Consider the following 24,086-nt stretch of genomic DNA (forward strand, 5'->3'; position numbering starts at 1 on the left):
GTCAGACCAAAACGGATAGGATTATTGCCCGGCCAGCGCTTTGAGCTCCGGGTGTACAAGTTGCATCACCTGCACAAGTTCTTGATTCGCCGCGGCAGCGGAGGTCAGATCCCCTGCCTTTGCATTCTGTTCCACACGCAGAGCACAGACTCGGGCCCGTTCCGCGCCGAACTGGGCCAGTAAGCCCTTCAATTGATGGGCCGCGCCAAGAATGACATCCACCTTTGCCTGGTCGAACCCGGACTGCACAGTACCCATGAGCTGTGGGTACTCCTCCAAAAATAAGCCGGCCAACTCGGCCAGAAGCTCCGCGTCGCCACCGACGCGATCCAATGCTGATTCCTGATCTAGTTCTTTCATCTTTCTCTCCCGTTCCACTGTGGGGGGCTCCCTTTCACTTTCGCGCTTTGATGGCGGATTGCCAAGTGCGAGAGCCTCAATCTTCTGAATGAGCTCGAGCATGCGAATCGGTTTGCTCAGATATGCATCCATGCCGGCCTCCAGGCACAGTTCGGCGTATCCGGGCATGGCGTGTGCCGTCATAGCGATGATCGGCAGGTGGCGCTGCCGCGCAGACTCCTCCTCCCGGATTCTGCGCGTTGCCTCAAGACCATCCAAATCAGGCATTTGCACATCCATCAGGACAAGATCGAAATTGCCGGACCGGGCCGCTTCCACGGCTTGGCGTCCCGTGCTGACGAGCTGCGGCCGGTATCCTGCCTGTTCCAGCATCCTCACCACCAGCCGCTGGTTCACCGCATTGTCCTCGGCGACAAGAATCTGGAAAGGCCTGCTCCCCCGCGGCAGGATGGTCTCCGATGCGGACGCGGCTGGTTGGTGGCCTGGCTGGTGGGCATCAGCTACCAGGGGGAATGGGACCGTGAAGGCGAACGTACTACCGGCGCCTTTGAGGCTGGTGACGTATATCCTGCCGCCCATCAGGCTCACCAGTTGGTCCGAGATCGAAAGGCCCAGTCCCGTGCCGCCTCGCAGCCGGGTGCTCGAGGTGTCGCTTTGGACAAACGCGTCGAAAATCTCAGCGCGGCTCTGCTCGTCGATGCCGATGCCGGAATCTTCAACCACAAATTGGAGCAGCGCGGAGGCGCCGGGCGCCGGCAGCCGTTCGACCCGCAGTCGCACGGTGCCGCTATCCGTGAATTTGACGGCATTGCCCACCAGGTTGATCAGCACTTGCCGCAGCCGCCCGCTATCCCCGATCAGGCGCTCCGGAACATCTTCCCCAATGTTCCAGGCGACGTCCAGCCCCCGTGTCGCGCCGCGGTGCACCAGCGGCCGCATCAGATTGTCCACCACCCGCCGGAATTCAAAGACATCCGGCCGCAGTTCGATACGGCCGGACTCAGCCTTCGACAGGTCCAGCAGGTCGTCCACCAGGCTGAGCAGGGACTCCGTCGAGAACCGGACCAGTTGCAGATACTCCCTTTGTTCTTCGGTAAGCGCAGTGGCCAGGGCCAGCTCCGTCATGCCGAGGATTCCGTTCATTGGCGTACGGATCTCGTGGCTGATATTGGCCAGGAACGTGGTTTTGGCGGCGCTGGCCGTCTCCGCACTCTGCGCCACCTCCTTCGCCCATTGCGTCGTACTTTCCAGAAACTCGTTGGCGGTCCGCAACTCCTGCTCCACCCGGACCCGTTCCGTGATATCTCTCAGCACCATCAATAGCAGCGTCGGCTGTCCCTGCCGGTCAAGGAACGAGTTCGTGATCTCCAGCCACAACCGCCTTCCCGACGCCAGATCCAACTCCCTGACTACGGCGGTACCCAGCGATCGGGCACGGAACGCCGCCTGGAACCGTCTGAGTTCCTCTTCCTCGTGACCGGGCCATTCTCTCCAGGCGGCAGTAAAGAGCCGTCCCTCCAACTGCTCCCTGGACCGCTCCGCAAGCCCGCAGAATGCCGGGTTTGCCGCAAAAATTGTGCCGGACTCCTCCACGAACACCATCGCGTCGCCCGCGCTGTCCCAAATCAGCTGGAACTCCAGTGCTGCTTCGTTGCGGCGGCGCTCCGCTTCAATTTGCTGGGTGAGGTCCGTGGCCGTGATCACAACAAATTCCGGGACACCTTCCTCGCTACGCAGCAGCGAGGCGGACCATGATATCTCCACAGTGCCGCCCGCCTTGTGCTGGAGCGTGGCCAACCCGAACTGTGGGCTGCCTCCCGCGGCCAGCCGTTCCAGGCAGGCCTTGGCGCCGGCTCGTTTATCGGGCGCGACCAGATTGGCCAGCGCCTCGGCCGACCGCACTTCCGACTCGTGCAGCCCGGTGAGCCGCTCACAGGCCCTGTTCCAGCGGATCAGGTTCCCCTGCATGTTCAGCACCGCAATCAGCGCGCTCGACGAATCCAGCACCACCCGGGTGAAGTCCCGCTCTCGCGCCAGTGCGAGTTCAATCCGTTTCTGGCTGGAAATGTCCTGGCCGACGCCCAGCAGGACCCGGCCCCAGTAGGGTGAATCCATCAGGGTCTTGGTGAGCAGCAGCGTCCGTCCGCCCGATGGGCTGTCCCCGTCCACCTCCGTCTCCACCTGCAGCGGGTCGATGCCGCCATCGAACACACGCTGGTCCTCGGCTTCAATGGCTACGGCCTTGTCCACGGGCACGAAATCCCCATCTGTCCGCCCCACGATTCCGTCCAGGGTGCGATTCATTCCTCGCCGTACCTGGGTGTTCGCAAAGACGAACCGCGATGCGTTGTCTTTCACGAATACCCAAAGCGGCAGCGCGTCCAGGAACCGCTGCAACTCGGTGCGGACCGCGAGTTCGGTGCGCTCCCGCTGGCTGCGCCGCGAGCGCTGCCGCAGAATCCAGCCTAGGCTGGAACCCAGCACGATTCCCATCGCAATGACGAAGAAGATCGCGGGACCTTCAAATCTCAATCGAATTCCTCCCCCACATCACCACGGCCGCCACTCGCAGAACTTCAGGTATGGGCCATGTTACAACACCTATCATGTTCTCTTCGTCAGTAAGTGGGGCATTTCCCATTCACCGTCCAGCCCGATTTCTGCTGGACGTCCCGGAGGCGTTGGAGAGCTCCCGCCCCGTTCTGGTAGTGGCGCTCCACGGGTATGCCATGAACCCTACGGAAATGATCGGATTCACCAGGAATCTGCTCGGTCCTTCTCCGGTCATTGCGGCGTTGGAAGGGCCGAATTCCGTATTTCTCGGTAAGGATCCGCGTGCCGCGCGTTCAGGCTTTCACTGGGGTACGCGCGACACGGTCGATTTTCACGTCGACGTTCACCACCAAATGGTCCAGGGAATGGCCGGCTTGCTGGTGGAGGGCTTCCCGGCCGGCGCCGGACGGCTCCTGCTCCTTGGATACTCCCAATCCGTCGGTTTGAACTACCGCTTCGTCGCCCGCAATCCGCGCGTGTTCCGGGGTGTCATTGCCCTTTGCGGTGGCATCCCCGGTAACTGGGATGCCACCGGGGCGGATCCGATCGAGAGCCCCATATTCCACTTGGCCCGGACCGAAGACGAGTTTTTCCCCGCCAGCGAGGCGCCCGCCGTGGAAGCGCGCCTGCGCCGGCGTGCCTCCGACGTCACGTTCCACATGGAGCCCGGCCGCCACCGATTCCCCTTGAAGGCGGCTACCCCCGTGCGGGCGTGGGTCGATCGCGTCTTTAGTGAGCCGGTTGCCGGCGCGTAGGCATGGGCGTCGAGTCCCAGCGAATGGTAAACCGCGGTTCCAGTATTGAATGGGTATGGTTTGAACCGTTCGTACGGGATAGCTCTGCGGATTCCCTGGGCATACTCAATTCAACAGAGAATACAATTTCTCCTCCAAACCTTGGCCGGCCTTCAACCTCCTCCGAAGGCCGGCCACGATCATTTCAGGCCGCGGGGCGTCAGTAGCCGCCAGGCCACGGGGCATGAAAGTGCGTCGTCAGGCGCTCTGGCTGCATCATCAGTTCGGCAATGCCCGCGGAGGGCACCGGGTTGCCGATGAGGTACCCCTGAACCATGTCGCAGCGCGCGGCGCGCACGAGTTCCAACTCCCCTTCCGTCTCTACCCCCTCGGCCACAACTTCGAGACCCCGGTGATGAGCGAGTACGGTGATGGTATGCACGACCGGCAGGCTGCCCGAAGGTTTGGTGATCTCACTCACAAACGTCCGGTCGACTTTGACTACATCCAGCGGCAACCGGTGCAGATAGGTGAGCGGTGAATACCCTACACCGAAGTCATCGATCGCGATGCGCACGCCCGAGGAGCGCAATTCACGCATTCTTGCGGCCGATTCCTCAATATCCCTCAGGATGGTCCCTTCCGTGATCTCGAGTTCCAGCGCATCGCCATTGAGTCCGGTTTCCCTCAGCACGCGCCGCACCATCTCTACAAAGTGAGGACAGGAGAACTGCAGCGGTGAAACGTTAACGGCGACCCGCGGTACGGCCAGTCCTGCTTGGCGCCACGCCATCATCTGACGGCACGCGGCCTCCAGCACCCACGCACCAATCGGCGCGATCACCCCGATCTCCTCGGCCAGCCGGATGAAAGTCTCCGTCTGCACCCTGCCCAACTCCGGATGATTCCAAACCAGAAGGGCCTCCAGGCCGCGCAGTTTCCCATCGCGATCCACTTGCGGCTGGTAGCGCAGGGTAAGTTCATTGTTTTCCAAGGCCCGGCGCAGCGCACCCTCCATCTGGTAGCGCTCCTCCGGACGCAGCCCGTTCGGATTGGTGGCCCGTTCCAGCACGCCTCCTCCGCGTGCCTTCGCCCGGGCCACCGCCAGCGAGGCCCTGCGCAGCAATTGAGGCGCGGAGCCACCGTCTTCGGGATATATGCTCAGCCCCAGGCTGGCTGAGGCGAAGATCTCCCGCTGGTCCAGTGGGATTGGAGGTTCAAGGATGTTCAGGATGGCTGCCCCGCTCAGCATGGCCTCCCGCTCTTCGAGGCCCGGCACGACAATGGCGAAGTCATCGCCGCCCAGTCGCGCGAGAGACCCGTTTCGCGGCAGCCATCGGGAGAGCCGATCCGCCACTTCCCGCAGGATTCGGTCGCCGGCATCATAGCCCAGCAGGTCATTGATATGCCGGAATCGGTCGATGCCCAGGACGCAGACGCCGATTGCGCCTTCGGGTTTCCCATGGATCGTCCGTTCCAGGACAGCTTCCAGGGCTCCGCCCCGCATCAACCCTGTCAATGTGTCACGATCCACAGGGCTCGGCTCCTGCACCTGCTGTGTTGCTGCGTTAGCGGGCATGGGACTATTCTTAGCCAATTCTTCTTGTTTTCCTATGGAAAAATTGCGCTAAATGCTTCGCATTTGTCCCACTTTTCCTATCCGGACTAGGCGGGTGGTCTTTGCCTGTGCCAGTCCGCCTGGGACTGCGCATGATGTGCCGCCTGCAGCAGCGTGTTTTCGCAGTTTGCCTTTGCAATCAAGCAGATAGACTGGACTGCATTGTCTCCGCGCGGTCCAGGGAGGGCAAGTACAGGTAGTCCCGCCAGATCCGCGGCCTCGATATGGCTCGAGAAACCAGGGGGCCTCCCAGGCGTACTAGCACCCTCATCTCCCGAAATTTCGCCTCGAAGCGCCGATTGCAATGGCGCAATCAGAAGATCCAGGGGGGCGAGCAATTCCAGCATGGCCGATTGAATCTGCCGCCTGACCCGGGTAGCTGTCAGGTACTGCACCGCCGGGAGCTCAAGGCCGGCCCTGAGGCCCTCCGCCTGGGATCGATCCGAAAGGCGGTCGACGCTGCCCGAGGCGACCAGATCCGCAAAGGCGGCCGTACTCTCCGCGGCCAGGATCGTGCGATGGGCTGCTCCGAACGGGAAGTCGGGCAGGCGCACTTCAACCAGCGTTGCGCCCGCCTGTTTGAGCAGGTCGAGGACCGCGCGCAGCGGCGCAGCCGGAGGCGTGGCGAAATCCTGGGGCGCGAAGCCGATCCTCATCTCGGAGACCGGCTTCTCATACTGCAGCGCAAAGTGAAAACTCTTCCCGCTGGACCCCGAATCCCTGTCGTCTCCGCCAGCCACGGCGTGCAGCACATGGCCGCAATCCTCGGCCGAACGGGCAATGATGCCAACCCGGTCCACCGTCCACGCGACCGGCAAGGCGCCAAACCGGCTCACCAGCCCGTACGTCGGTTTCAGGACCGTGAGCCGTTGCGAACTGGCCGGCACCAGCAGCGAACCGCCCGCTTCGACACCCAATGCATACGGCGTAAACCCGTTCGCCACTGCCTCGGCGGCGGGGCAGCTGTGTCCGGGCATCAGGCTGCCCGCTCCGCCCAACTCGCGCGCGATGGCCTTGGCGGCCAGGACCGCGCCTGCCTTACCCAGCCGGTCTACGATGGCTGCATTTGTGTCGAATACCTGGCCTGCGAAAATCGATGTGCCCCAGGTGGTCGGATGCCCAACAACACTAAGGGAATCCTCCACACAGAACGGCACGCCCTGCAACGGGCCGCGGGTCCGGCCTCTTTTCAACTCCCGGTCCACGTCACGAGCCTGTTGGTGCGCCGCGTCCTTGAGTATCAGCGCCAGGGTGCGCCGGCCCCCTGTCTCCATCCGGTCATGGAAGGCGCGCGCCAACTCGACGGCCGTGAAATCCTTCCTGACGAGCCGCTGGTTCAGTTCGACGGCGGTAGCGAAGAAAACCTCGGGCGGAATCGAAGCCATGGCATCAAGGTTGAAAGCGGAAGGCTGGAGGACACTCACGCGGCAGCTTCACTTTTGCCAGTTCCGCGCCATCCTGGCGCAGCCTCTGCCGTTGGCCGTCGGCCGCTGCCGCCTGCACGGCCGCGCTCAGCGGCGCCGCCGGCAGTCCGAGAATCAGGGCCAGGGCACGACGGGAAGGCCGCGAATCCTTACGCATCAGTGCGCCGCCTTGTGGTTCTGATGGTTGCTGATCGCCTGCTGCTCCGCTAGTGCCTCGGTAGCGGCGCGTTCCATGACAGCCTTGGGGGCGGTTTCGCCCGTGAACAACGTGAACTGCCGGGCAGCCTGCTCCAGGAACATCTCCAGTCCGTGAATCACGGCTTTGCCCTGGCTGGCGGCGCGCCGCAGCAGTTCCGTCTCATGAGGCGTATAGACCAGATCGAAAACCAGGTCGGCCGGGATCGTATCCTCGAAGAAACAGGACTCCGTGTGCGGCCACATACCCAGCGGCGTAGCGTGAATCAGGGCGTCAAAGTGCCGTTGCTTGGCCTGTTCCGGCAGCAGCGGTTCGGCATCGCAGATCTTGGCCAGTGCCCTCACCCGGTCCGGATTCCGGCCGGTAATGGCCAGCTTCGCTCCGGCATCTGACAGCGTAAAGGCGGCTGACCGGGCGGTTCCCCCGTTGCCCACCACCAGCACCGACGACTTGGCCACCCGGATCCGCTTCTCCAGCGGGACCCGGATTCCCTCGGCGTCCGTATTCGTACCGCGCCACTTGCCGGCCTTCTTGAATACCGTGTTGATCGCCCCGATACGCTTCGAAAGGGGATCCACGGCGTCGAGATAGCGAATCACCCGCTGCTTGTGCGGGATGGTGACGCTAAAACCGGTCAGTGGCAGCTTGTCCGCCAGGACGAAGAAGTCTTTCAATTGTAGTGGTGAGACCAGGAACGGGATGTAGAGTCCGGCAATCCTCCGCGCCTGCAGTGCCCGGTTGTGGACTGCGGGCGAGATACTGTGCCGCACCGGATCCGCGATCACTCCAAACAGCTTGGGCGCCTTGAGCGTTTTGTCCACCCGGTACAGGTTGCGCAGTGTCCGTGCGGAGACCTGTCCGGCCGCCGTACCTTCCACCGCCGACGGAGCCGCGTACGTGTATACCCCACCCATGAAAGGAGATAGGACGCGCGTCGGAAAGCCGGTCTCGCTCATTGCGAGCAGAATCACCGGCACCTTGGGGTAGGCTTTGGCCAAAGACAACACGCGAAGGTTGTCGGACGGTTTCCTGGCTGTCGTGACGATCTTGTACGCCGCGGCAGGCACCTTCAGCATGCGCCGCATGACGGGATCCATCGCCGGAGTGCCTTCGAAGTTGTGGTAGCTGACAATCACCTGGGCACGGCCTTCCAGCAGGCTCATGTGCGCCATCGGCGTCTCAGCGCTCTCAATTTCGACATCCACTGCGCGGGCGCCGGCATCCACCGCCGCGGCCAGAATCCGGAACTCCTCCTCGATGCTGCCATTGAACCGCCCATGGTTCTGGTGCCTGCGGCAGGTCGCCAGCAGGAAGGCATCGGGATAGAGGCTCATGAACTGCCGGATCACGGCCATGCCGTCCATGGGGCGGGGTAGGTAATCGAGCCTGAACTCAAGGAAGCGCTCGCCGGCATCGGCTTCCTTGCGCGCATGTTCGAGCAGCTTTTCGGGGTCCGCCAGACCCAGGGCAATGCAGATGCGCGGAAGAGAGGAAGGAGAAGGCATTGTTACGATTTACTTCGATTGAAGTGAGGATATCATTTGACCCGCCCCCGCTGTGCGCTAGTTGGTGAGGGGAGGCTCGGCATCGCTGGCGGCCCGCTGGGCATCCAGCCGGGCGCGCCACTCCGCCAGAAGGGCAATCGGATCCTCAACATGCAGGCGCTCGGCGCCACCCGCACAGGCCGCCAGCACTTCGTCGAGCGTGGTGACCCCGCTCGAAACCTTCATCCGGCAGACATCCTTCAGCACTCTTTTCCCGAGAAGCAGATCGGCAGCGGGCAGGCTCACAAAAGTGACCTCGCAGCGCTTGCAGATCTTCATGCCGATTACCTTCAGATCTTCCGTCAGGCGTGGATGGTCCAGGATCACTTTCAGCGTGACGCCAGCCTCCAGGCACGACCGGCCCATCTGCAACAGTTCGGTCTCCACATGTTGGAACTGGCGGGATAACAGCTTGCCGAGGTTCGGCACTGTCTCGATCTCTTTCGCGCCGCGGCGGATCAGATCTCGCGCTTCGTATAACTTGACGCCGGTGGTCTGCCCGCCTTCCGGATAACCCGCCGTGGATGCCGGCAGAATAGGGGTACCCGACAGCATCCGAACGGCGAAGTCCAAATCAGAGGGCCGGACCGTGATGCAGGCGACCCCTGCTGTCTGCCCGCGCTGGATTCCGTCAGAAACCTCCTCGTCCGTGAAATCCGGACGCAGCACGGCATACTCCAGGCGCTGCGCCAGGTCTTCGTAGGTCTTGAACTCGACGGCGGTCTCGGTGGCAGGGTTCATAGAAATCTCCCGGTTCGACGACTCGGGCGAAGGCCGCCTACTTCTTGCGGGTTGAGCTGCGCGGAGTCGAACTCAGGCCAAGGTCCTTCAACTCGGCGCGAGCGCGCGTGGCCGCATCGGAATTCGGATTGGCCGTGATAATGGCGCGGAACTCCTTCTCGGCGTCGGAACGGCTGCCCAGGCGGAGGAGCGTGCGGCCCTTCATCAGGTGCGCATCATTCGTCTTGGCATTCTTTGTGTAGGCCACCAGTACCTTGTCGAAGGCCGGCAGGGCTTCATCAAACTTCTTCTGGTTGTAGAGGATCTCGCCGATGTGGAACTGCGCGCTGGAGGCGAAATCCGTGTCGCCGAACCAGGCCAGGTAGTCGTTGAACTCCTTCAACGCCAAGTCGTAATTGCCGCCTGTCTTGTCCCGGAAGGCATCCTGATAGAGGCTCTGGGCGGACACACCGGGCGGCGGGCCGGAGGAGGAAGGGGCAACGGCTCCACCCGCTGAGGGCGGCGGCGGCGGTGCCTGCATCGTCTTGATCGTATTCTCGAGATCCACCATCCGCTGGTCCAGCTTCCCGATGCGGGTATTGATCTCCGCTACAGTCTCGCGGATGTACCCGAAGTCGTTCGCCAGGCTGTCGACCTTGCCGCTGACGCCGGAGAGCGGGCCATTCATCTGCTTCTCCAGCCGGTCTTTCAATCCGCTGTCGAGGACGGTCAGCGCGCGGCTGTTGCCCGCAAGCTGGTCCTGAATCGCCTTCAAGGTCGCCTCAATGTTGGAAAGCCGGTCGCTTTGCGACTTCGCGTTAGTGCGGACCTCCTCCTGGAGTAGAGCCAGATCGCGCCCCAGTTCGACGATCTCTTTTTTCTGGGCGAACGAGGCGAACGGCAACGCGAGAACAAGCACGGAAGCAATTGCGGTGATTCTCATGGACGATCCTTTCTCATTTGGCACCCCACCGGTGAGTAGGGGCAAAACGGGGGTGCGCCCGGACGACGCACCCCCTGATGTGACAAACAGGCTACTTACTGGACGCCGACGAAATGAGCCCGCCGGTTTTTCTGCCAGCAATCTTCATTCGAATCCGTACAGAACGGCTTTTCCTTGCCGTAGCTGACCGTCTTGAGACGATCCGCCGGAACGCCCATCTGCGTCAGGAATTCCTTGACGCCGGCCGCACGGCGGTCGCCCAGGCCGATATTGTACTCGGCTGAGCCGCGCTCGTCGCAATGGCCTTCCAGGGAGATCACCGCCGACGGGAAGTCACTCAGGATCGACTTCAGGGCATCGGCGTTGCGCTGCAGGGTGGCGCGGCCGTCTTCCCTGACTTCGCTCTTGTCGTAGTCAAAGAATACGTCCTGGATATCCCGCGTAATCCGATCGGACAGCGAAGCAGTGGCCTTCGGCTCCGGAGGCGGAGGCGGAGGCGGTGTGGTCACGGTGACAGTCACGGCGGAGACCGCATCGCCGCCATCGCCCTTCGCGGTCATTCTGTAGGTGGTGGTCGCCGACGGGAACACCTGGCGGCTGCCCGATCCGGCTACGACGCCGATGCCGTTGTCGATGGTCACTTCCGTCGAGTTCGAGACATTCCACCGCAAAGTCGAGGACTCGCCCCGCACGATCGTGGATGGTTCGGCCGTGAAGCTGCTGACGACGGCGGCCGGGCCCTTCTCCACCTTTGGTTGATCCTTCACCACGGGAGTCGGTGGAGGTGGTACGACGGGCGGTTTCTTCTTACAGCCTGCCGCGAAAAGAAAGAAAGACAGGGCCAGCATCGTGCCAGCGATGTGACGTTGTTTCATGACGACCGATGAGCCTCCTGTGCTCGATTACTCAAACCGGCTCGGAACTCCATAGTGGTTCACTTGGTCCACACCGGCTTCTCGTTGAACCCCTGTGTGGTGACCTGTTTCACTTCTGTTCCATCAGCCAACATCGTGAAAATCTGGCTGCCCCCCGCCCGGTTGGACGAAAACACCAGGTGGCGCCCGTCCGGCGCCCAACTCGGATTCTCGTTTCTGCCCTGGCCATGAGTCAGCTGTACGGTCTCCCGGGAGGCCACATCCATGATGAAGATGTTCCAGTTGCCGGGAGCAAAGCCGCGGGTCCAGGCGAACGCAATGGCCTTTCCGTCGGGGTGCCAGGCCGGGTTTGAGGCCTCGCCTTCTCCCGTCGTCAGGCGCATCGGGTCTGCACCGTCCATATTCATTCTATATATTTGCTGCAGTCCGCCGCGCCCCGAAACGAAGACCATGTCCGTTCCGGTCTTCGGATTCACCTTCGGCTCGACTTCGATGGCGCGCGAAGTGGAAAGCCGGCGCAGGTTGCTGCCGTCCAGATTGGCAATGTAGATCTGGGCGAACCCGCTGATGCTCGACGAGAACAAGACCGATTGGCCGTCCGGCGAGAAGCCGGGCGTCGCGTTCATCGGTGCTTCCGGGTTGAGGAAAGGGATGAACCGGCCTGTCACGGTGGAGTACATCATAATGCGAGGTTGCCCCTTCGCATAAGTGGTAAATGCAAGCCTCGTACCATCGGGTGAGACCGCAGGGAACGTCGTGATGGATCTGAACGAAGTAATCGGCTTCTGGTTCGAACCATCGAAATCCATCGACCAGATCTCCTTCGATCCAGTCCGCGTCGAAATGAAATAGATCTTCGACCCCGCCAGCGACGGCGCTCCAAACTGGGCCAGGATGTCGGCGGCATAGTCGTGCCCCAGCTTGCGGGCTCCATCCGCGGTCAGCGGTGCGTTGTACAGCTTGCGGAACAGCTTCGCACCCGTGACATCCGCGACCGAGGCGTTGTACAGGTGCCCGAACACCACAAACTGCCCGCCCTGTTCAGCCGCATAGCCGAAGCCCAGCAGGGTGGCGTTCACCGGAGATCCGCTCCAGTCCGTCAGGCACCGTCCGCCGCAGTTGGCCGGCGTAGGCGGTTCGCCGCGCCGTCCGGGCGTTGGAGCCGGGGTGGGGCGCAGGTCTGATTCCTGCTGGGGCGGGTTCAGCGGGTAGAAACTCTTCGCCACCATGTTGAAGAGGCCCGAGCGCTGGATATCGTCAAAGACCGTCTGGTTAAAGGTGTCCACCAACGGGCCGGCTCCACCGGCACCGCGGAAGTCCGGCAAGGCGATTTTCGGCTTGTCCTTCTTGATGATTTCTATCTTGATCCGGTCCTGCGACTGGCTGTAGGCGAGCGCGGCCAGAAACCCGACGGCGAGCAGGCTGAGTGAGATTGTTTTTTTCATCGTTTCAGTTGGAACCAGAACTCAATGTGCGCCGGATTCCCTTCACACTCCCGAGGAATGGGCTGGAAGGGCGCGGCTTCGGTGATGGCGCGCTGCGCCGAATAGTCAAGCGTTCGGTTGCCGCTCGACTGGGAGACATTGATGCCCGTAACCTGGCCGGAGCGGGCCAGGTCGAAGGTGATGATCGCTGGCGGTAGAGTATGAATGCGTGCGTCGACCTGGCCGGTGCGCCACTTCTGGCCTACCCTGTCGCGCAGCAAGGTCGCATAGGCCCCGCAGTGGCTGCCAAAGGGAGAATTGGCGCCTACCCCGACCCCACCCGATCCCGGCGCCATGCCATAGATCGGTGACGTCGCAGCCTGCCCCGCGTTGCTATAAACCTGGTTGCTCTCGTATTCCCGCTTATCAACGCGGTTCGAAGCCCGTTCCGTCCGCTCCGCCTTGTGCTTCTTCTTTGACTTCAGCGCGATCGCCTCGCGGTCGTCCTTCACGGCCTCTTTGGTCTTCGGCTTAGGCTTTACTTCCTCGGGGATCTCCGACTCGGTGTCTTCCGCCACCGGGTTCTTGGGACCCGTCCGGCCCGGCAGCGGAATCCGCTGGACGGGCGTGACGGAAACAGAGCCGCCCCCCATGGAATTCGGGTCGCCCCAGGAGACGGTCTTGCCGAACTGGAACACCGTCAGGAGGCCGATCGTACCGAAGAGAGCACCGTGCAGCACGAGAGAGCCGATGAGCGGTCTCTTCAGCGAGTCTCGTTCTGCCAGTACGTCGACGTGTTGGTCCATGTGCCGATTACTTCGCCGGTCCGGAATCCTCGGGTTGTGTTACCAGGCGTACGTTCATTCCTGCGCGGCCCAGCACATCCACAACCTGGGCAATGGGTTCGTAAACCGTGTGGCGGTCGGCCCGCAGGTACACCGCCGTGGCGCCCGGGAAACGGCGCTTGATCTCGGGCCCGATCTCGTTGATGTTCACCTTCTTCTCGTTCAGAGAGAGGTTGCCTTGCCGGTCCAGGGTGGCCACCGGCAGTTCCTGGGTACTGTCATTGCCGGATTTGATGCGCGGCACTTCCACTTCCAGGCCGAACTCCATCACATGCGCCGTCAACATGAAGATCACCAGCAGCACCAGAACGACGTCTACCAGCGGGACGATGTTGATCTCAGCCAGCGCGCCGCTGCTCCTGCCGTTGCGGCGTCCGAATCCGCCATTGTTCATCGAGAAGGCCATGAGCGTTTACTCCTCGAAGTGGCGTTCAGTCAGGTTGAGGAATTCCAGCGCGAAGTCTTCCATCCGCGCGCCAATCTCTTTGATGGAGTGGCCCATCACGTTGTAGGCGATGGCCGCCGGGATGGCGGCCGCCAGGCCCGCCGCGGTAGCCACCAGGGCGTCTGCGATGCCCGGTGCGACGGCGCGCAGGCTGGCGCTGCCGGCTGAACCCAGTCCCTGAAACGCGTTGATGATGCCCAGTACGGTGCCGAACAGTCCAATGAATGGCGACACCGTCGCTGTGGTCGCCAGCCAGCTCATGCTGCGCTCCAGCCGCGTGAGCTCTTCGCTGATCCCCAACTGCAGGGTCCGCTCCAGCGCGACCTTGTTGACGATCTGGCCTCTCGACTTCATCTGCCGCACCACTTCCTCATACCCGAAGTCAAATACCCCGGTCAGCGGTGCCTTGTTGAACTGCTCCGCGGCCACGGCCACGGCGTCCAGGTTCGGAGCCTTGCGGAAGGCACGGAGGAAAGTTGTATTCGCTTCGGCAGCGGTCTTGAACTGGCTCCACTTGGCGAAGATGATCGTCCAGCTCAACAGTGAACCGATGAGCAGGATGGCCAGAACGATCTTCGAGATGAGGGAAGCGCCCAGAACCAGTTCAACGATGGAAAGCTGCAGGAACGCGCCAATGAATGGCATGGTCGACGATTGACTCCTTCAATGTCCTTCAAATTCCATGATATCCAAGGATCGCCCGGCGGGCGGACTCCTGGAACAATTTCGCCTCTTTATGTACGACGATCCGCGGCTCGCGAAAAGTTGCCAACAACCGGCCGGGCCGTTGAATTTATACTTGGTCTGAATGCTGGTGGAACTCGTCGTCGAGAACTTCGCGGTGGTGGAGCGGCTGCGGTTGCCCCTACACGCGGGGCTGAACGCCCTGACGGGCGAAACAGGCAGCGGTAAGAGCTTGATGGTGGACGCCTTAAGCCTGCTGCTGGGGGGGCGCGCCTCGGCCGACATGGTGCGCACCGGGGCGTCCCGGGCCTTCGTGTCCGGCCGCTTTGAAGTGCCGGCCGGCCCGGAGTTCAGCCGCGTCCTGGAAGCCGCCGGCCTGGAAGCAGAGGATGGAGAAATCCTGCTGGAACGTGAGATCCTGGCCTCCGGCAAGTCGCGCGCCTTTGTCGCCAGCCGGCCCGTAGCCGCCTCATTTTTAAAGGAGTTAGCCCCTTTTCTCGGCGATATCCACGGCCAGCACGATCAGCAGAAGCTCTTTTCCGGCGACTCGCAGCGGGAACTACTCGACGAAGCGGCCGGCGTGGCCGAGACCCTGGCCGAGGTGGAGAGCGCCTATGCGGATTGGCACGCCCTGGTCCGCACCCTCCAGGATCTGAACCGCACTGAGCAGGAAAAACTGCGCATGGCCGACCTCTGGAACATGCAGCGCAAGGAGATCGAGGCCCTCGAACTCAGCGCCGGCGAGGATGCCCAGCTTGAAAACGAGAAGCGGGTCCTCAAAAACGTCGCCCGGCTCAGCGAAGCGGCCACTATCGCCCACGACGCCCTCTCGGAGTCCGAGCATGCGGTCGCCAACGGCTTGGGTCTGGCGCTAAAAAAAGTTGAAGAGTTGGCGAAAATTGACGAAAGTCTCTCCGGCCTGCTCGAGACCCTCCGCCCTGCCCAGATTGCGGTGAAGGAAGCAGCCATGGAGCTCAGCCACTACCTGGGCCATCTGGAAGCCGACCCCAAGCGTCTGGAAGACCTGGAGAACCGCCTCGCCCAGATTGAAAAGCTCAAGAGGAAGTACGGCTCGACCATCGATGAGATCCTCACTTTCTACGCCCAGGTCTGTGACCAACTGAACGCCGTGGAATCCGCCGGCGAACGCCGCGCGGAACTGGAAACAGCCATCGCCACCCGGGAAGCCGAATACAAGGTGAAGGCGGAACGGCTGCGGGCCCTGCGCTCCAGGGCCGCGAAAAAACTGGAAAAGGCGGTCGAAAGCGAATTGGGCGGCTTGGCGATGAAAGGCACCTCGTTCCGCATCGCCATGAAGCCAGCGGATCCCGCCCCGCACGGCATCGACGCCGTCGAGTTTCTGGTCTCCGCCAACGTTGGCGAGGAGCTTCGCCCGCTGGACAAGGTCGCCAGCGGTGGCGAACTCTCTCGCGTGGCCCTGGCGTTGAAGACCTGCATCGTGCCGAAGTCCCACGGCCGCGTCGCCCGCACGCTCGTCTTCGACGAAGTAGATTCAGGCGTCGGCGGAGCTGCCGCGGAAACCATCGGCCGCCGGCTGAAGAAGATCTCCGAATCGAATCAAGTGCTGTGCGTCACGCACCTGGCTCAGATCGCCGGCTTCGCCGATCATCACTACGTCGTGTCGAAGCGCGAATCCGCCGGCCGCACCTCGGCCCAGGTGGATGAGATGCTCGGCGACGAACGCGTTCGCGAGATTGGCCGCATGCTGTCCGGCCAGCACCTCAGCGCCGAGGCCCTGCGCCATGCCGAGAAGCTGATAGAGGAGTACGCCCGCCGTGGCTGACGTCCAACTCATCACCACTGATCTGATCGAAGCCCTGCGCGTCCGTGCCGCTGCCGCCCCTCGTCTGCGCATCAACCATAACTTTCACAGCGGTCCTGCGGACAACCCACACCGCTTCCTCAACGTAATGATGCGGGGCACCTACGTCCAACCGCACCGCCACAAGATACCCGCCAAGGCGGAAAGCTGGGTGCTGATGAACGGCAGCGTCCGCCTCTTCACCTTCGACGAGCAGGGCGTCGTTGCCGGCAGTTGGCTGCTCTCGGCGGAAGGCCCGGGGCGTGGGATCGACGTCGCCCCGGGTCTCTGGCATACAGTCTGTGTTGCCAGCGATTGGGCTGCCGTGTACGAGGTGAAGCCCGGCCCCTGGGATCCGGCCACCGACAAGGAGTTCGCGCCCTGGGCCCCAGCGGAAGGGGATCCGGGCGCCGTGAACTATCTGGAAAGCCTGCTTTCCCTGCCGTAGCTCCACACCGGCTAGCATAGAGGTAAGGAGCGGGCGCCAATGAATCGAACTCTGTCCAGACGAGCCTGGCTCTCCGTGTGTCTATTGCCCGCGGCAATTACCGCAGGCTGCAACGCCGTTGGGTGGCAGGCGGGCGAACTCTGCAAAGCATGCCAGCGCCCCGTTCACAAGAACTCCCGCACGGTGGCCCTGCTCGACGGGAAGCAGGCGGTCTTCTGCTGCCCGGCCTGTGCCCGCTCCGAGCATCTGCAATCCACCAAGTCCGTCCAGATCGTCGAACTCACAGACTTCAACACCGGCAAGCCGCTGGCGACCGCCGGCGCCTACGTGGTCCGCAACAGCGACGTGAATCCCTGCACGGAGCACACGCACGCGCCGGGTCCCGACAAAAGGCCCATGCAGACGACCTTCGACCGTTGCAGCCCCGGCGAACTGGCCTTCGCGGGCAAATCCGATGCCGAAGCCTTCGCCCGCCAGCACGGCGGCCAGGTGATCGACTTCGCAACCCTGGCCCGATAGTTCTACTTCGCCGCCTCGATCTTCTCCACCTGGATCGTCTTCCCGCTCAGCGTACCCGTCACCTTCACCTTGGCCGCCGCGAACTTCTCCGGCGCCGCCTGGTCGCTTAGCGTGTACACGTTCTTCCCGTCATACAGCGCGTACTTATACCGCTTGTCCATCTTCACGCAGTCGCGCACGCATTTGGCGTCATTCGCGGCGCCCATGGCTTTGTGGTCGCCTCCGCACATCGTGTCCGTAATCACGCCGGTGAAGACCTGCGACCCTCCGGCGGCCATCATCAGGCCGGCATACATCAGGGTGAGGGGAATTAGTTTCTTCATGATCAATTGCCTTTCTCGGGTATCGAAGTCAGCAGCTCAAGACCATGAACGGCGTTGAGCTTCCGCCAGGCGAGGTTGAATCGCTTCTCGTCCAGCGGCTGCTTAAGTTGAAAATTGAAGCCCTTGCGGCTGCCATAGTGCGTGCTGGCGCGCTCGAAGGACGTAATGGTCAGTTGATACGGATCGGAGCTGCTGATGTTCTCGATGTCCTGGTACCGCCAGGTGCGCGACGCTTCCTTGCGGTCGGTCACATACACCACCCGGTCGTTCGCAAACCCCAGTGTGCCCTGGGAGCCGTTCAGCTTGCCCAGTAGTTTGACCGGCAGTTCCCACAAGGCCTGCACCTGTTCGTCCGCCACCGCCGCGACGAACCTGCGGTCCAGCCGCGTCTTCAGCATCTCGTACACCGGCCGCACATCCTGGCCCGGCAGCAGCTTGAACTCGTACTCCTGGTCGAGCCCCAGCGCCCACTTCCGGTCCTGGTACGTCACGATCCGGATCTTCTCCGGCGAGATGTAGAGCTGCTCGATGTCCTGGTAGCCCCAGTGTCCATGGTGCAGTTGATCCGGAGTCTTCTTCTTCCGGCTCTGCTCCTGGAACGTGATGCCATGCTCATCCACCACCAGCGTCGCCGGCTGATCCTTCCGCACCAGCAGATGGTCGTGCAGCGCCTGGAACCGGAACTCGGCGGCCTGCACCGAAACCGCCGCCAGCGCGAACACGGCTAGGCCTGTGCGTGCGATTGCTTTTTGACTTCGCTGTTCCATTTCCAAACCTCGTAAATTGCGGGATACACCACCAGCTCCAACAGGAACGACGTGAAGATGCCGCCGATCATCGGCGCGGCAATACGCTTCATCACATCGCCGCCCGCTCCGGCCGACCACATGATCGGCACCAGACCCAGGAACATGCAGGCCACGGTCATGAACTTGGGCCGGATCCGCTTCACCGCGCCGTCGTGAATCGCATCCTGCAGTTCGCCCAGCGTCGACATCCGCCCGTCCTTCTTGGCCTTCTCATAAGCCAGGTCCAGGTAGAGCAGCATGAAGACCGCCGTCTCGGCATCGACGCCCATCAGCGCGATCAACCCCACCCACACGCCGATGCTCATGTTGTAGCCCAGCGCGTACAGGAACCAGATCGCGCCCACCGCCGAAAACGGCACGGCCAGGATGATGATCAGCGTCTTCGTCAGCGACTTTGTATTCAGGTACAGCAGCATCAGCACCAGGAACAGCGTCACAGGCAGGATCACCGTCAACCGCTCTTTCACGCGCTGCATGGCCTCATACTGTCCGCTCCACGCGATCGTGTACCCGGGCGGCAGCTTGATGTTGTCGCGGACCAGTTTCTTCGCCTCTTCCACATAACTGCCGACATCCCGGCCCGCCACGTCGACGTACACATACCCGTTCAGCAGCCCGTTCTCATCGCGCAGCATCCCGGGCCCCGTCACCGTCTTGATGCTCGCCAGTTCCGAGATCGGCACCTGTTTCTTCGCGTCCATCGTCGGCACCAGCACCCGGCCCAGCATGTTCACATCGCTGCGGAAGTCGCGGAAATAACGCACATTCACCGGATACCGCTCGCGGCCCTCAATGGTCGTCGTTACGTTCTCCCCGCCGATCGCGCTCATCAGCACATCCTGCGCGTCCGCGATCGTCAGCCCATACCGCGCCAGCTCATCCCGCTTCCAGTCGAAGTCGAGGAAATACCCGCCGCCCGTCCGCTCCGCGAAGACGTTGCGAGTTCCCTCGATCCTGGGCAGCAGCGCTTCCACCTCGCCGCCCAGCCGCTCGATCTGGCGCAGGTCGGACCCGTAGATCTTGATCCCCACAGGAGTCCGCACGCCCGTCGTCAGCATGTCGATACGGCCCTTGATCGGCATGGTCCACGCATTCGACGCGCCCGGCAGCTTCAGTGCCGCATTCATCTCTTCCACCAACTGGTCCTGGGTGATGTGATCGGGCGTCAACCGCCGGAACACGCCCTTCGACCACTCCGGCGCCCAATCCGAATACCACGTGCTCACCTTGCGCCACTCCGTCTCGGGCTTCAGCACGATCACCGTCTCCATCATCGACAGCGGAGCCGGATCCGTCGACGTCTCCGCCCGGCCCGCCTTGCCCATCACCGACTCCACTTCCGGAAACTTCTTGATGATCCGGTCCTGCACCTGCATCAGCCGCTGCGCGTCGTTCACGGAAATGCCCGGCAGCGTCGAAGGCATGTACAGCAGCGAGCCCTCATTCAATGGCGGCATGAACTCCGAGCCCAGCTTCTCGAAGACCGGAATGGTCACGAGAACCATCGCCACGGCGGCCGCAATCACTGCGTACTTCCACCGCAGCGCCCAGCGGCACACGGGATCATAAATCCGGATCAGGATGCGGCTGATCGGGTGGTGCTCTTCCGAGTGAATCGTCCCCACCAGCACCGCGTTCGCCACCCGCGCCAGCCAGGCCGGACGGAACTGGAACTTCTGCATGTGCGTGAACAGCAGCCGCATGGCCGGGTCCAGCGTGATCGCCAGCACGGCGGCTACGATCATCGAGAAGTTCTTCGTGTACGCCAGCGGCTTGAACAACCGCCCTTCCTGCGCCTCCAGCGTCAGCACCGGCAGGAAGGACACCGCAATCACCAGCAGTGCGAAGAAGCTGGGCCCGCCCACCTCCTTCACCGCATTCACCACCACCCGGTGGTAATCCTCCTTGCGGCCGGTCCGTTCCCACTCTTCCAGCTTCTTGTGCGTCTGCTCGACAACCACAATCGCCGCATCCACCATCGCCCCAATCGCAATCGCGATGCCGCCCAGCGACATGATGTTCGACGTTAGTCCCATCATCTTCATCGGGATGAACGAGATGATGATTGCAATGGGAATCGTGAACACCGGGATGATCGCGCTGGGCACATGCCACAGGAACACCAGGATCACCAGCGAGACGATGATCATCTCCTCGGTCAGCGTGCCCTTCAGGTTTTCAACCGACCGCAGGATTAGGTCCGACCGGTCGTACGTGCTGACAATCTTGAGCCCCGCCGGCAGCCCCGGCTCCACTTCCTTGATCTTGGCCTTCACGCGCTCAATCACGTTCAGCGCGTTCTCGCCCTGCCGCATCACGATGATCCCCGACACCACGTCGCCCGTGCCGTTGTAATCCGCCACGCCGCGCCGCATGTCCGGACCCAATGTCACCGTACCCACATCACTCACCCGGATCGGCACCCCGTTCTCACTCGCGCCCAGCGCGATCTTGCCGATGTCTTCCTCGCTCTTGGCGTACCCCCGTCCGCGCACCATATACTCCGCGCCGGCCATCTCGATCAACCGCCCGCCTACGTCGTCATTCCCCTTCCGCACCGCCTCCACCACCCGCATGATCGGGATGTTGTAGGCCTGCAGCCGGTTCGGATCCACGTTGACCTGATACTGGCGCACGAACCCGCCGATGGGCGCCACTTCCGCCACGCCCGGCACCGACTTGAACTGGTAATTCAGGAACCAGTCCTGCAGCGACCGCAGCTCCGCCAGCGACCGCTTGCCCGTCGTGTCCACCAGCGCATACTGGAACACCCAGCCCACACCAGTCGCATCCGGACCCAGTTCCGTCTTCACACCCTGCGGCAGCCTCGGCAGCACCGACGACAGATACTCCAACGTGCGCGACCGCGCCCAGTAGATGTCAGTCCCTTCCTCGAAGATGATGTAGACGAACGAATACCCGAAGTCCGAGAACCCGCGCACGTCTTTCACCTTCGGCGCGCCCAGCATCGTGGTGACGATGGGGTACGTGACCTGGTCCTCCATGATGTCCGGACTGCGGTCCCACCGCGAGTACACGATCACCTGCGTATCGCTCAGGTCCGGAATCGCATCCAGCGGCACCGTCCGCATCGAGTAGATTCCGCCCACGACAGCGAACCCCACCAGGATGAACACCAGGAACTTGTTCGCGGCCGAGAACTCAATAATCCGGTCGATCATTGCTTTGCCGCCTGCCCATGATCGTGCGTCGCCGCGCCGGTGCCCGGTGACCGCATCTGGCTCTCGCTATCGATCAGGAAGTTGCCTGACGTCACCACCTTTTCGCCCGCCGCCAACCCCTTCAGGATTTCGATCCTGTTGCCGATCCGGTCGCCCGTCTCCACCGCGCGCGGCTCCAAATACCCGTCTCCGCGATCCACAAACACCGTCTTCCGCAACCCCGCGTCCAGCACCGCATCCGCCGGGACACTCACGCGCCGCGGCGACGACACTGTGAAATCGACGTCCACGAACATGTCCGGCTTCAACAGCAGCCCCGGATTCTCCGCCTCCAGCCGCACCTTCAGCGTGCGCGTCATCGGGTCCACCTGGGGCTGGATATAATTCACCCGCGCCGCGATCTTCCGTCCACCGGCGTAGCTCAACGTCAGCGTGGCGCCCATTCCTTCGCGGATCATGCTCATCTCGTTCTCGAACACATCCGCCATCACCCACACGCGGCTCAGGTCCACAATGCTGTAGAGCTCCGTCTCCGGCATCACGCGCTGCTTCGGAAACGCATTGCGCGTCATGACATAGCCGCTGATCGGCGCATGCAGCGTGATATTCGTCACCGGCAGCCGCGACTTCTCGATCCCCGCGATCTGCTCCGCCGTCAGGTCCCACAGCTCCAGCCGCTTCCGGGCAGCGTTGATCAGTGACTCGCCCTGCGCGCCGGTCCCCGCCAGCGTGCTGTTCCTCAGGATCTCGCGGCTCTTGAGAGCTAGCAGATACTCGTGCTGGCTCGCCAGTAGCTCCGGGCTGTACAACGTCAGCAGCGGCTGGCCCTTCTCCACCAGCTTGCCGGTGAAGTTCACAAACACCTGGTCGATCCAGCCCTCTGTCTTCGACTGGACCCTCGCCTGGCGCGTCTCGTCGATCGCCACCTTGCCCACCGCCCGGAAGCTGTGCGACCCCGCCGCCTCTTCCGCTACGCCATACCGCACGCCAATCAGTTGCTGCTTCTCCGCTGACACATGGATCGTGCCCGCCGGCATGCTCGCCAGGTCCCCGCCCGCCGCCTTCGTGCCAGCCGAATCCGCCTCGTCCGGCACCAGCCTCATTCCGCAGATGCCGCATTCGCCCGGCTTGTCCGACCGGAAGTTCGGATGCATCGGGCAGTGGTACCCGTGCGGCTTCTCGGCCTGGTGCAAGCCCTTCGCCTCGCGCGGACCATACCACCGCCCATACCCGAAACCGCCTACGAACGCCGCCGCCAGCAGCACCAGGGCCAGGAGGACCTTCAGAACCTTCATGGCAGCAGGCTCCTCCCCGTCATCTCTTCCAACCGGCTCACGGCGAGGTAGTAGTTCTGCAGCTCTTCGTAGTAATTCATCTCGTACTCGACCACCGTGACGTAATTCATCAGCACGGTCAGAAAGTCCACTGATCCGGTCTCGTAGGACGACAGCGACGACTCCAGCGCCAGGCTCGACTGCGGAATGACCGTCTGGCTGTACAGCTTGATCAGTTGGTTCGACGTCTCCGCCATCAACTGGTCGTCCTTGATCCGGAAGTGCAGCGACTGGTTGCTCGCTTCGTAATCGCGCCGCGACGCCGCCAGCGTCTGCGACTGCTCCGTCACCGCTGGCCGCTGCTTGCGGAAGAAATAGAGCGGGATCTTGAAGTCGGCGCTCAACTGATACATGGGCGGCATCGAGCCCATGTTGAAGTACCCCGCTTTGATCGTGTAGTCGGGATAGTATTCCTTGCGCGCCATGTTCACCGCCAGCTCCGCGCGCTGGATCATCTTCTCGTCCTTCAGCAGCATCGGCGAGTTCTGCTTTGCCGCCTCGTACAACTCCTCCAGTCCCACCTTCATCTCCTGCGGCAACAGCGCATCCGGCTTCTCCAGCGACGACCCCGGAGCCCGGTTCACCAGGCTCACGATCTCCGCCTCCCGCGCCCGCTTCTCGCGCTCCAACTGGATCCGCTTCGTCGCCAGAATCGAGATCTGCGTCTGGGCCTTGAACACATCCTGCTGCGCCGCTTTGCCCACCGAGTACCGCGCTTCGGTGATTTTCAGCAGCCGCCTCAGCAGGTCAATGTTGCGATCCAGAACCTCCACGACCTCAAACGCGTAAGCCCGCCGGTAGTACGCCTGCTTGATCCTCGACACCACGCTCAACTGCGCCTGCGTGTAGTTCTGGAACTCGGCCTCGTACTCCTTCACCGCCATATCGCCCTGCAGCTTCCGCTTGCCCGGCCACGGCACTTCCTGCGACACCATGAAGCCGATATTCGACGTCGGTTCCTTGCCTAGTCCTGCGCCTGGCCACGGCCGCCCGTTGCTGGCAAACCCTGGCGAAAACATCGGGTCCGGCAGGCTGCTCACCTGGCCCGGCCGCTGCCGCGCCGCTTCATACCGTTTCTGCGAGGCCAGGATCTCCGGATTGTTGCTCAGGGCCTCAGCCAGCAAGGCCTTGAGGCTGCCGGGCGGTTCGGCGGCCCGCAGCCACCCCAGTGCCATCAGCACCGTCAGGCTGAACCGGATTGCGAAGATGGGCGGGCGTGTATCCATCACTGTCCAGACAAGGGCAGTTCCTGGGCCAACCTCGCGGACTTGTCTATCTCTTTCC

General features: G+C 62.6%; 21 protein-coding genes. 4 read left to right on the forward strand and 17 right to left on the reverse strand.

Annotated features, from left to right (window positions below; genetic code table 11):
- Positions 1-21: 21 nt before the first annotated feature.
- Positions 22-2,892: a PAS domain-containing hybrid sensor histidine kinase/response regulator gene (locus IRI77_RS33580; protein ID WP_194449298.1), complete on the reverse strand. Its 2,871-nt coding sequence runs from the start codon at positions 2,890-2,892 to the stop codon at positions 22-24.
- A gap of 197 nt (positions 2,893-3,089) precedes the next feature.
- On the opposite strand from IRI77_RS33580, the gene IRI77_RS33585 reads away from it, so the two are divergent.
- Positions 3,090-3,668: an alpha/beta hydrolase gene (locus IRI77_RS33585; protein WP_194449299.1), complete on the forward strand. Its 579-nt coding sequence runs from the start codon at positions 3,090-3,092 to the stop codon at positions 3,666-3,668.
- A gap of 199 nt (positions 3,669-3,867) precedes the next feature.
- Here the strand turns inward: IRI77_RS33585 and IRI77_RS33590 are convergent, their stop codons facing one another.
- From IRI77_RS33590 to IRI77_RS33640, 11 genes are all read right to left on the reverse strand, one after another.
- Positions 3,868-5,226: a putative bifunctional diguanylate cyclase/phosphodiesterase gene (locus IRI77_RS33590; protein WP_194449300.1), complete on the reverse strand. Its 1,359-nt coding sequence runs from the start codon at positions 5,224-5,226 to the stop codon at positions 3,868-3,870.
- 86 nt (positions 5,227-5,312) lie between these two features.
- Positions 5,313-6,650, reverse strand: coding sequence for an amidase (locus IRI77_RS33595; protein WP_194449301.1), 1,338 nt, complete (start codon positions 6,648-6,650; stop codon positions 5,313-5,315).
- A gap of 4 nt (positions 6,651-6,654) precedes the next feature.
- Entirely contained in the window at positions 6,655-6,846 is a 192-nt protein-coding gene (locus tag IRI77_RS33600) for a hypothetical protein (RefSeq protein ID WP_194449302.1), read from the reverse strand.
- Complete coding sequence (aroE, locus tag IRI77_RS33605; protein ID WP_194449303.1) at positions 6,846-8,390, reverse strand: shikimate dehydrogenase; 1,545 nt, start codon at positions 8,388-8,390, stop codon at positions 6,846-6,848. The genes IRI77_RS33600 and aroE overlap by 1 nt, the downstream gene beginning before the upstream one ends.
- 57 nt (positions 8,391-8,447) lie before the next feature.
- The gene (locus IRI77_RS33610; RefSeq protein ID WP_194449304.1) at positions 8,448-9,170 is read right to left on the reverse strand and encodes a hypothetical protein; all 723 of its coding nucleotides are present in this window, start codon (positions 9,168-9,170) and stop codon (positions 8,448-8,450) included.
- A gap of 37 nt (positions 9,171-9,207) precedes the next feature.
- A complete protein-coding gene (locus tag IRI77_RS33615; RefSeq protein ID WP_194449305.1) occupies positions 9,208-10,092 on the reverse strand; it encodes a tetratricopeptide repeat protein in 885 nt (294 codons plus the stop codon).
- A gap of 95 nt (positions 10,093-10,187) precedes the next feature.
- Positions 10,188-10,967, reverse strand: a complete 780-nt coding sequence (locus IRI77_RS33620; RefSeq protein WP_194449306.1) for an OmpA family protein — start codon at positions 10,965-10,967, stop codon at positions 10,188-10,190.
- A 59-nt stretch (positions 10,968-11,026) separates the two neighbouring features.
- On the reverse strand, positions 11,027-12,412 hold the full coding sequence (locus IRI77_RS33625; protein ID WP_194449307.1) for a PD40 domain-containing protein: 1,386 nt from the start codon (positions 12,410-12,412) through the stop codon (positions 11,027-11,029).
- Entirely contained in the window at positions 12,409-13,197 is a 789-nt protein-coding gene (locus tag IRI77_RS33630) for a TonB family protein (RefSeq protein WP_194449308.1), read from the reverse strand. The genes IRI77_RS33625 and IRI77_RS33630 overlap by 4 nt, the downstream gene beginning before the upstream one ends.
- 7 nt (positions 13,198-13,204) lie before the next feature.
- Positions 13,205-13,642, reverse strand: coding sequence for an ExbD/TolR family protein (locus IRI77_RS33635; protein WP_194449309.1), 438 nt, complete (start codon positions 13,640-13,642; stop codon positions 13,205-13,207).
- Positions 13,643-13,648: 6 nt separating this feature from the next.
- Complete coding sequence (locus IRI77_RS33640; protein ID WP_194449310.1) at positions 13,649-14,326, reverse strand: MotA/TolQ/ExbB proton channel family protein; 678 nt, start codon at positions 14,324-14,326, stop codon at positions 13,649-13,651.
- A gap of 163 nt (positions 14,327-14,489) precedes the next feature.
- On the opposite strand from IRI77_RS33640, the gene recN reads away from it, so the two are divergent.
- Genes recN through IRI77_RS33655 form a run of 3 tightly spaced genes read left to right on the forward strand, consistent with a single transcriptional unit; the run spans position 14,490 to position 17,154 of the window.
- The gene (gene recN, locus IRI77_RS33645; protein WP_194449311.1) at positions 14,490-16,169 is read left to right on the forward strand and encodes a DNA repair protein RecN; all 1,680 of its coding nucleotides are present in this window, start codon (positions 14,490-14,492) and stop codon (positions 16,167-16,169) included.
- The gene (locus tag IRI77_RS33650) at positions 16,162-16,635 is read left to right on the forward strand and encodes a WbuC family cupin fold metalloprotein (protein ID WP_194449312.1); all 474 of its coding nucleotides are present in this window, start codon (positions 16,162-16,164) and stop codon (positions 16,633-16,635) included. Before recN ends, IRI77_RS33650 begins: the two co-directional genes overlap by 8 nt.
- A 39-nt stretch (positions 16,636-16,674) precedes the next feature.
- Positions 16,675-17,154 (forward strand): hypothetical protein, encoded by a 480-nt coding sequence (locus tag IRI77_RS33655; protein ID WP_194449313.1) that lies wholly within the window; start codon positions 16,675-16,677, stop codon positions 17,152-17,154.
- Positions 17,155-17,156: 2 nt separating this feature from the next.
- Here the strand turns inward: IRI77_RS33655 and IRI77_RS33660 are convergent, their stop codons facing one another.
- The 5 genes from IRI77_RS33660 to IRI77_RS33680 are packed head-to-tail and all read right to left on the reverse strand — an operon-like array spanning position 17,157 to position 24,028.
- Positions 17,157-17,477, reverse strand: a complete 321-nt coding sequence (locus IRI77_RS33660; RefSeq protein WP_194449314.1) for a hypothetical protein — start codon at positions 17,475-17,477, stop codon at positions 17,157-17,159.
- A 2-nt stretch (positions 17,478-17,479) separates the two neighbouring features.
- Positions 17,480-18,244, reverse strand: coding sequence for a hypothetical protein (locus IRI77_RS33665; RefSeq protein WP_194449315.1), 765 nt, complete (start codon positions 18,242-18,244; stop codon positions 17,480-17,482).
- Complete coding sequence (locus IRI77_RS33670; RefSeq protein ID WP_194449316.1) at positions 18,202-21,468, reverse strand: efflux RND transporter permease subunit; 3,267 nt, start codon at positions 21,466-21,468, stop codon at positions 18,202-18,204. Before IRI77_RS33670 ends, IRI77_RS33665 begins: the two co-directional genes overlap by 43 nt.
- Complete coding sequence (locus IRI77_RS33675; protein WP_194449317.1) at positions 21,465-22,763, reverse strand: efflux RND transporter periplasmic adaptor subunit; 1,299 nt, start codon at positions 22,761-22,763, stop codon at positions 21,465-21,467. The genes IRI77_RS33670 and IRI77_RS33675 overlap by 4 nt, the downstream gene beginning before the upstream one ends.
- Complete coding sequence (locus IRI77_RS33680; RefSeq protein WP_194449318.1) at positions 22,760-24,028, reverse strand: TolC family protein; 1,269 nt, start codon at positions 24,026-24,028, stop codon at positions 22,760-22,762. Before IRI77_RS33680 ends, IRI77_RS33675 begins: the two co-directional genes overlap by 4 nt.
- Between the last annotated feature and the right edge of the window lie 58 nt (positions 24,029-24,086).

The sequence above is a fragment of the Paludibaculum fermentans genome, from assembly GCF_015277775.1.
GTDB lineage: Bacteria > Acidobacteriota > Terriglobia > Bryobacterales > Bryobacteraceae > Paludibaculum > Paludibaculum fermentans.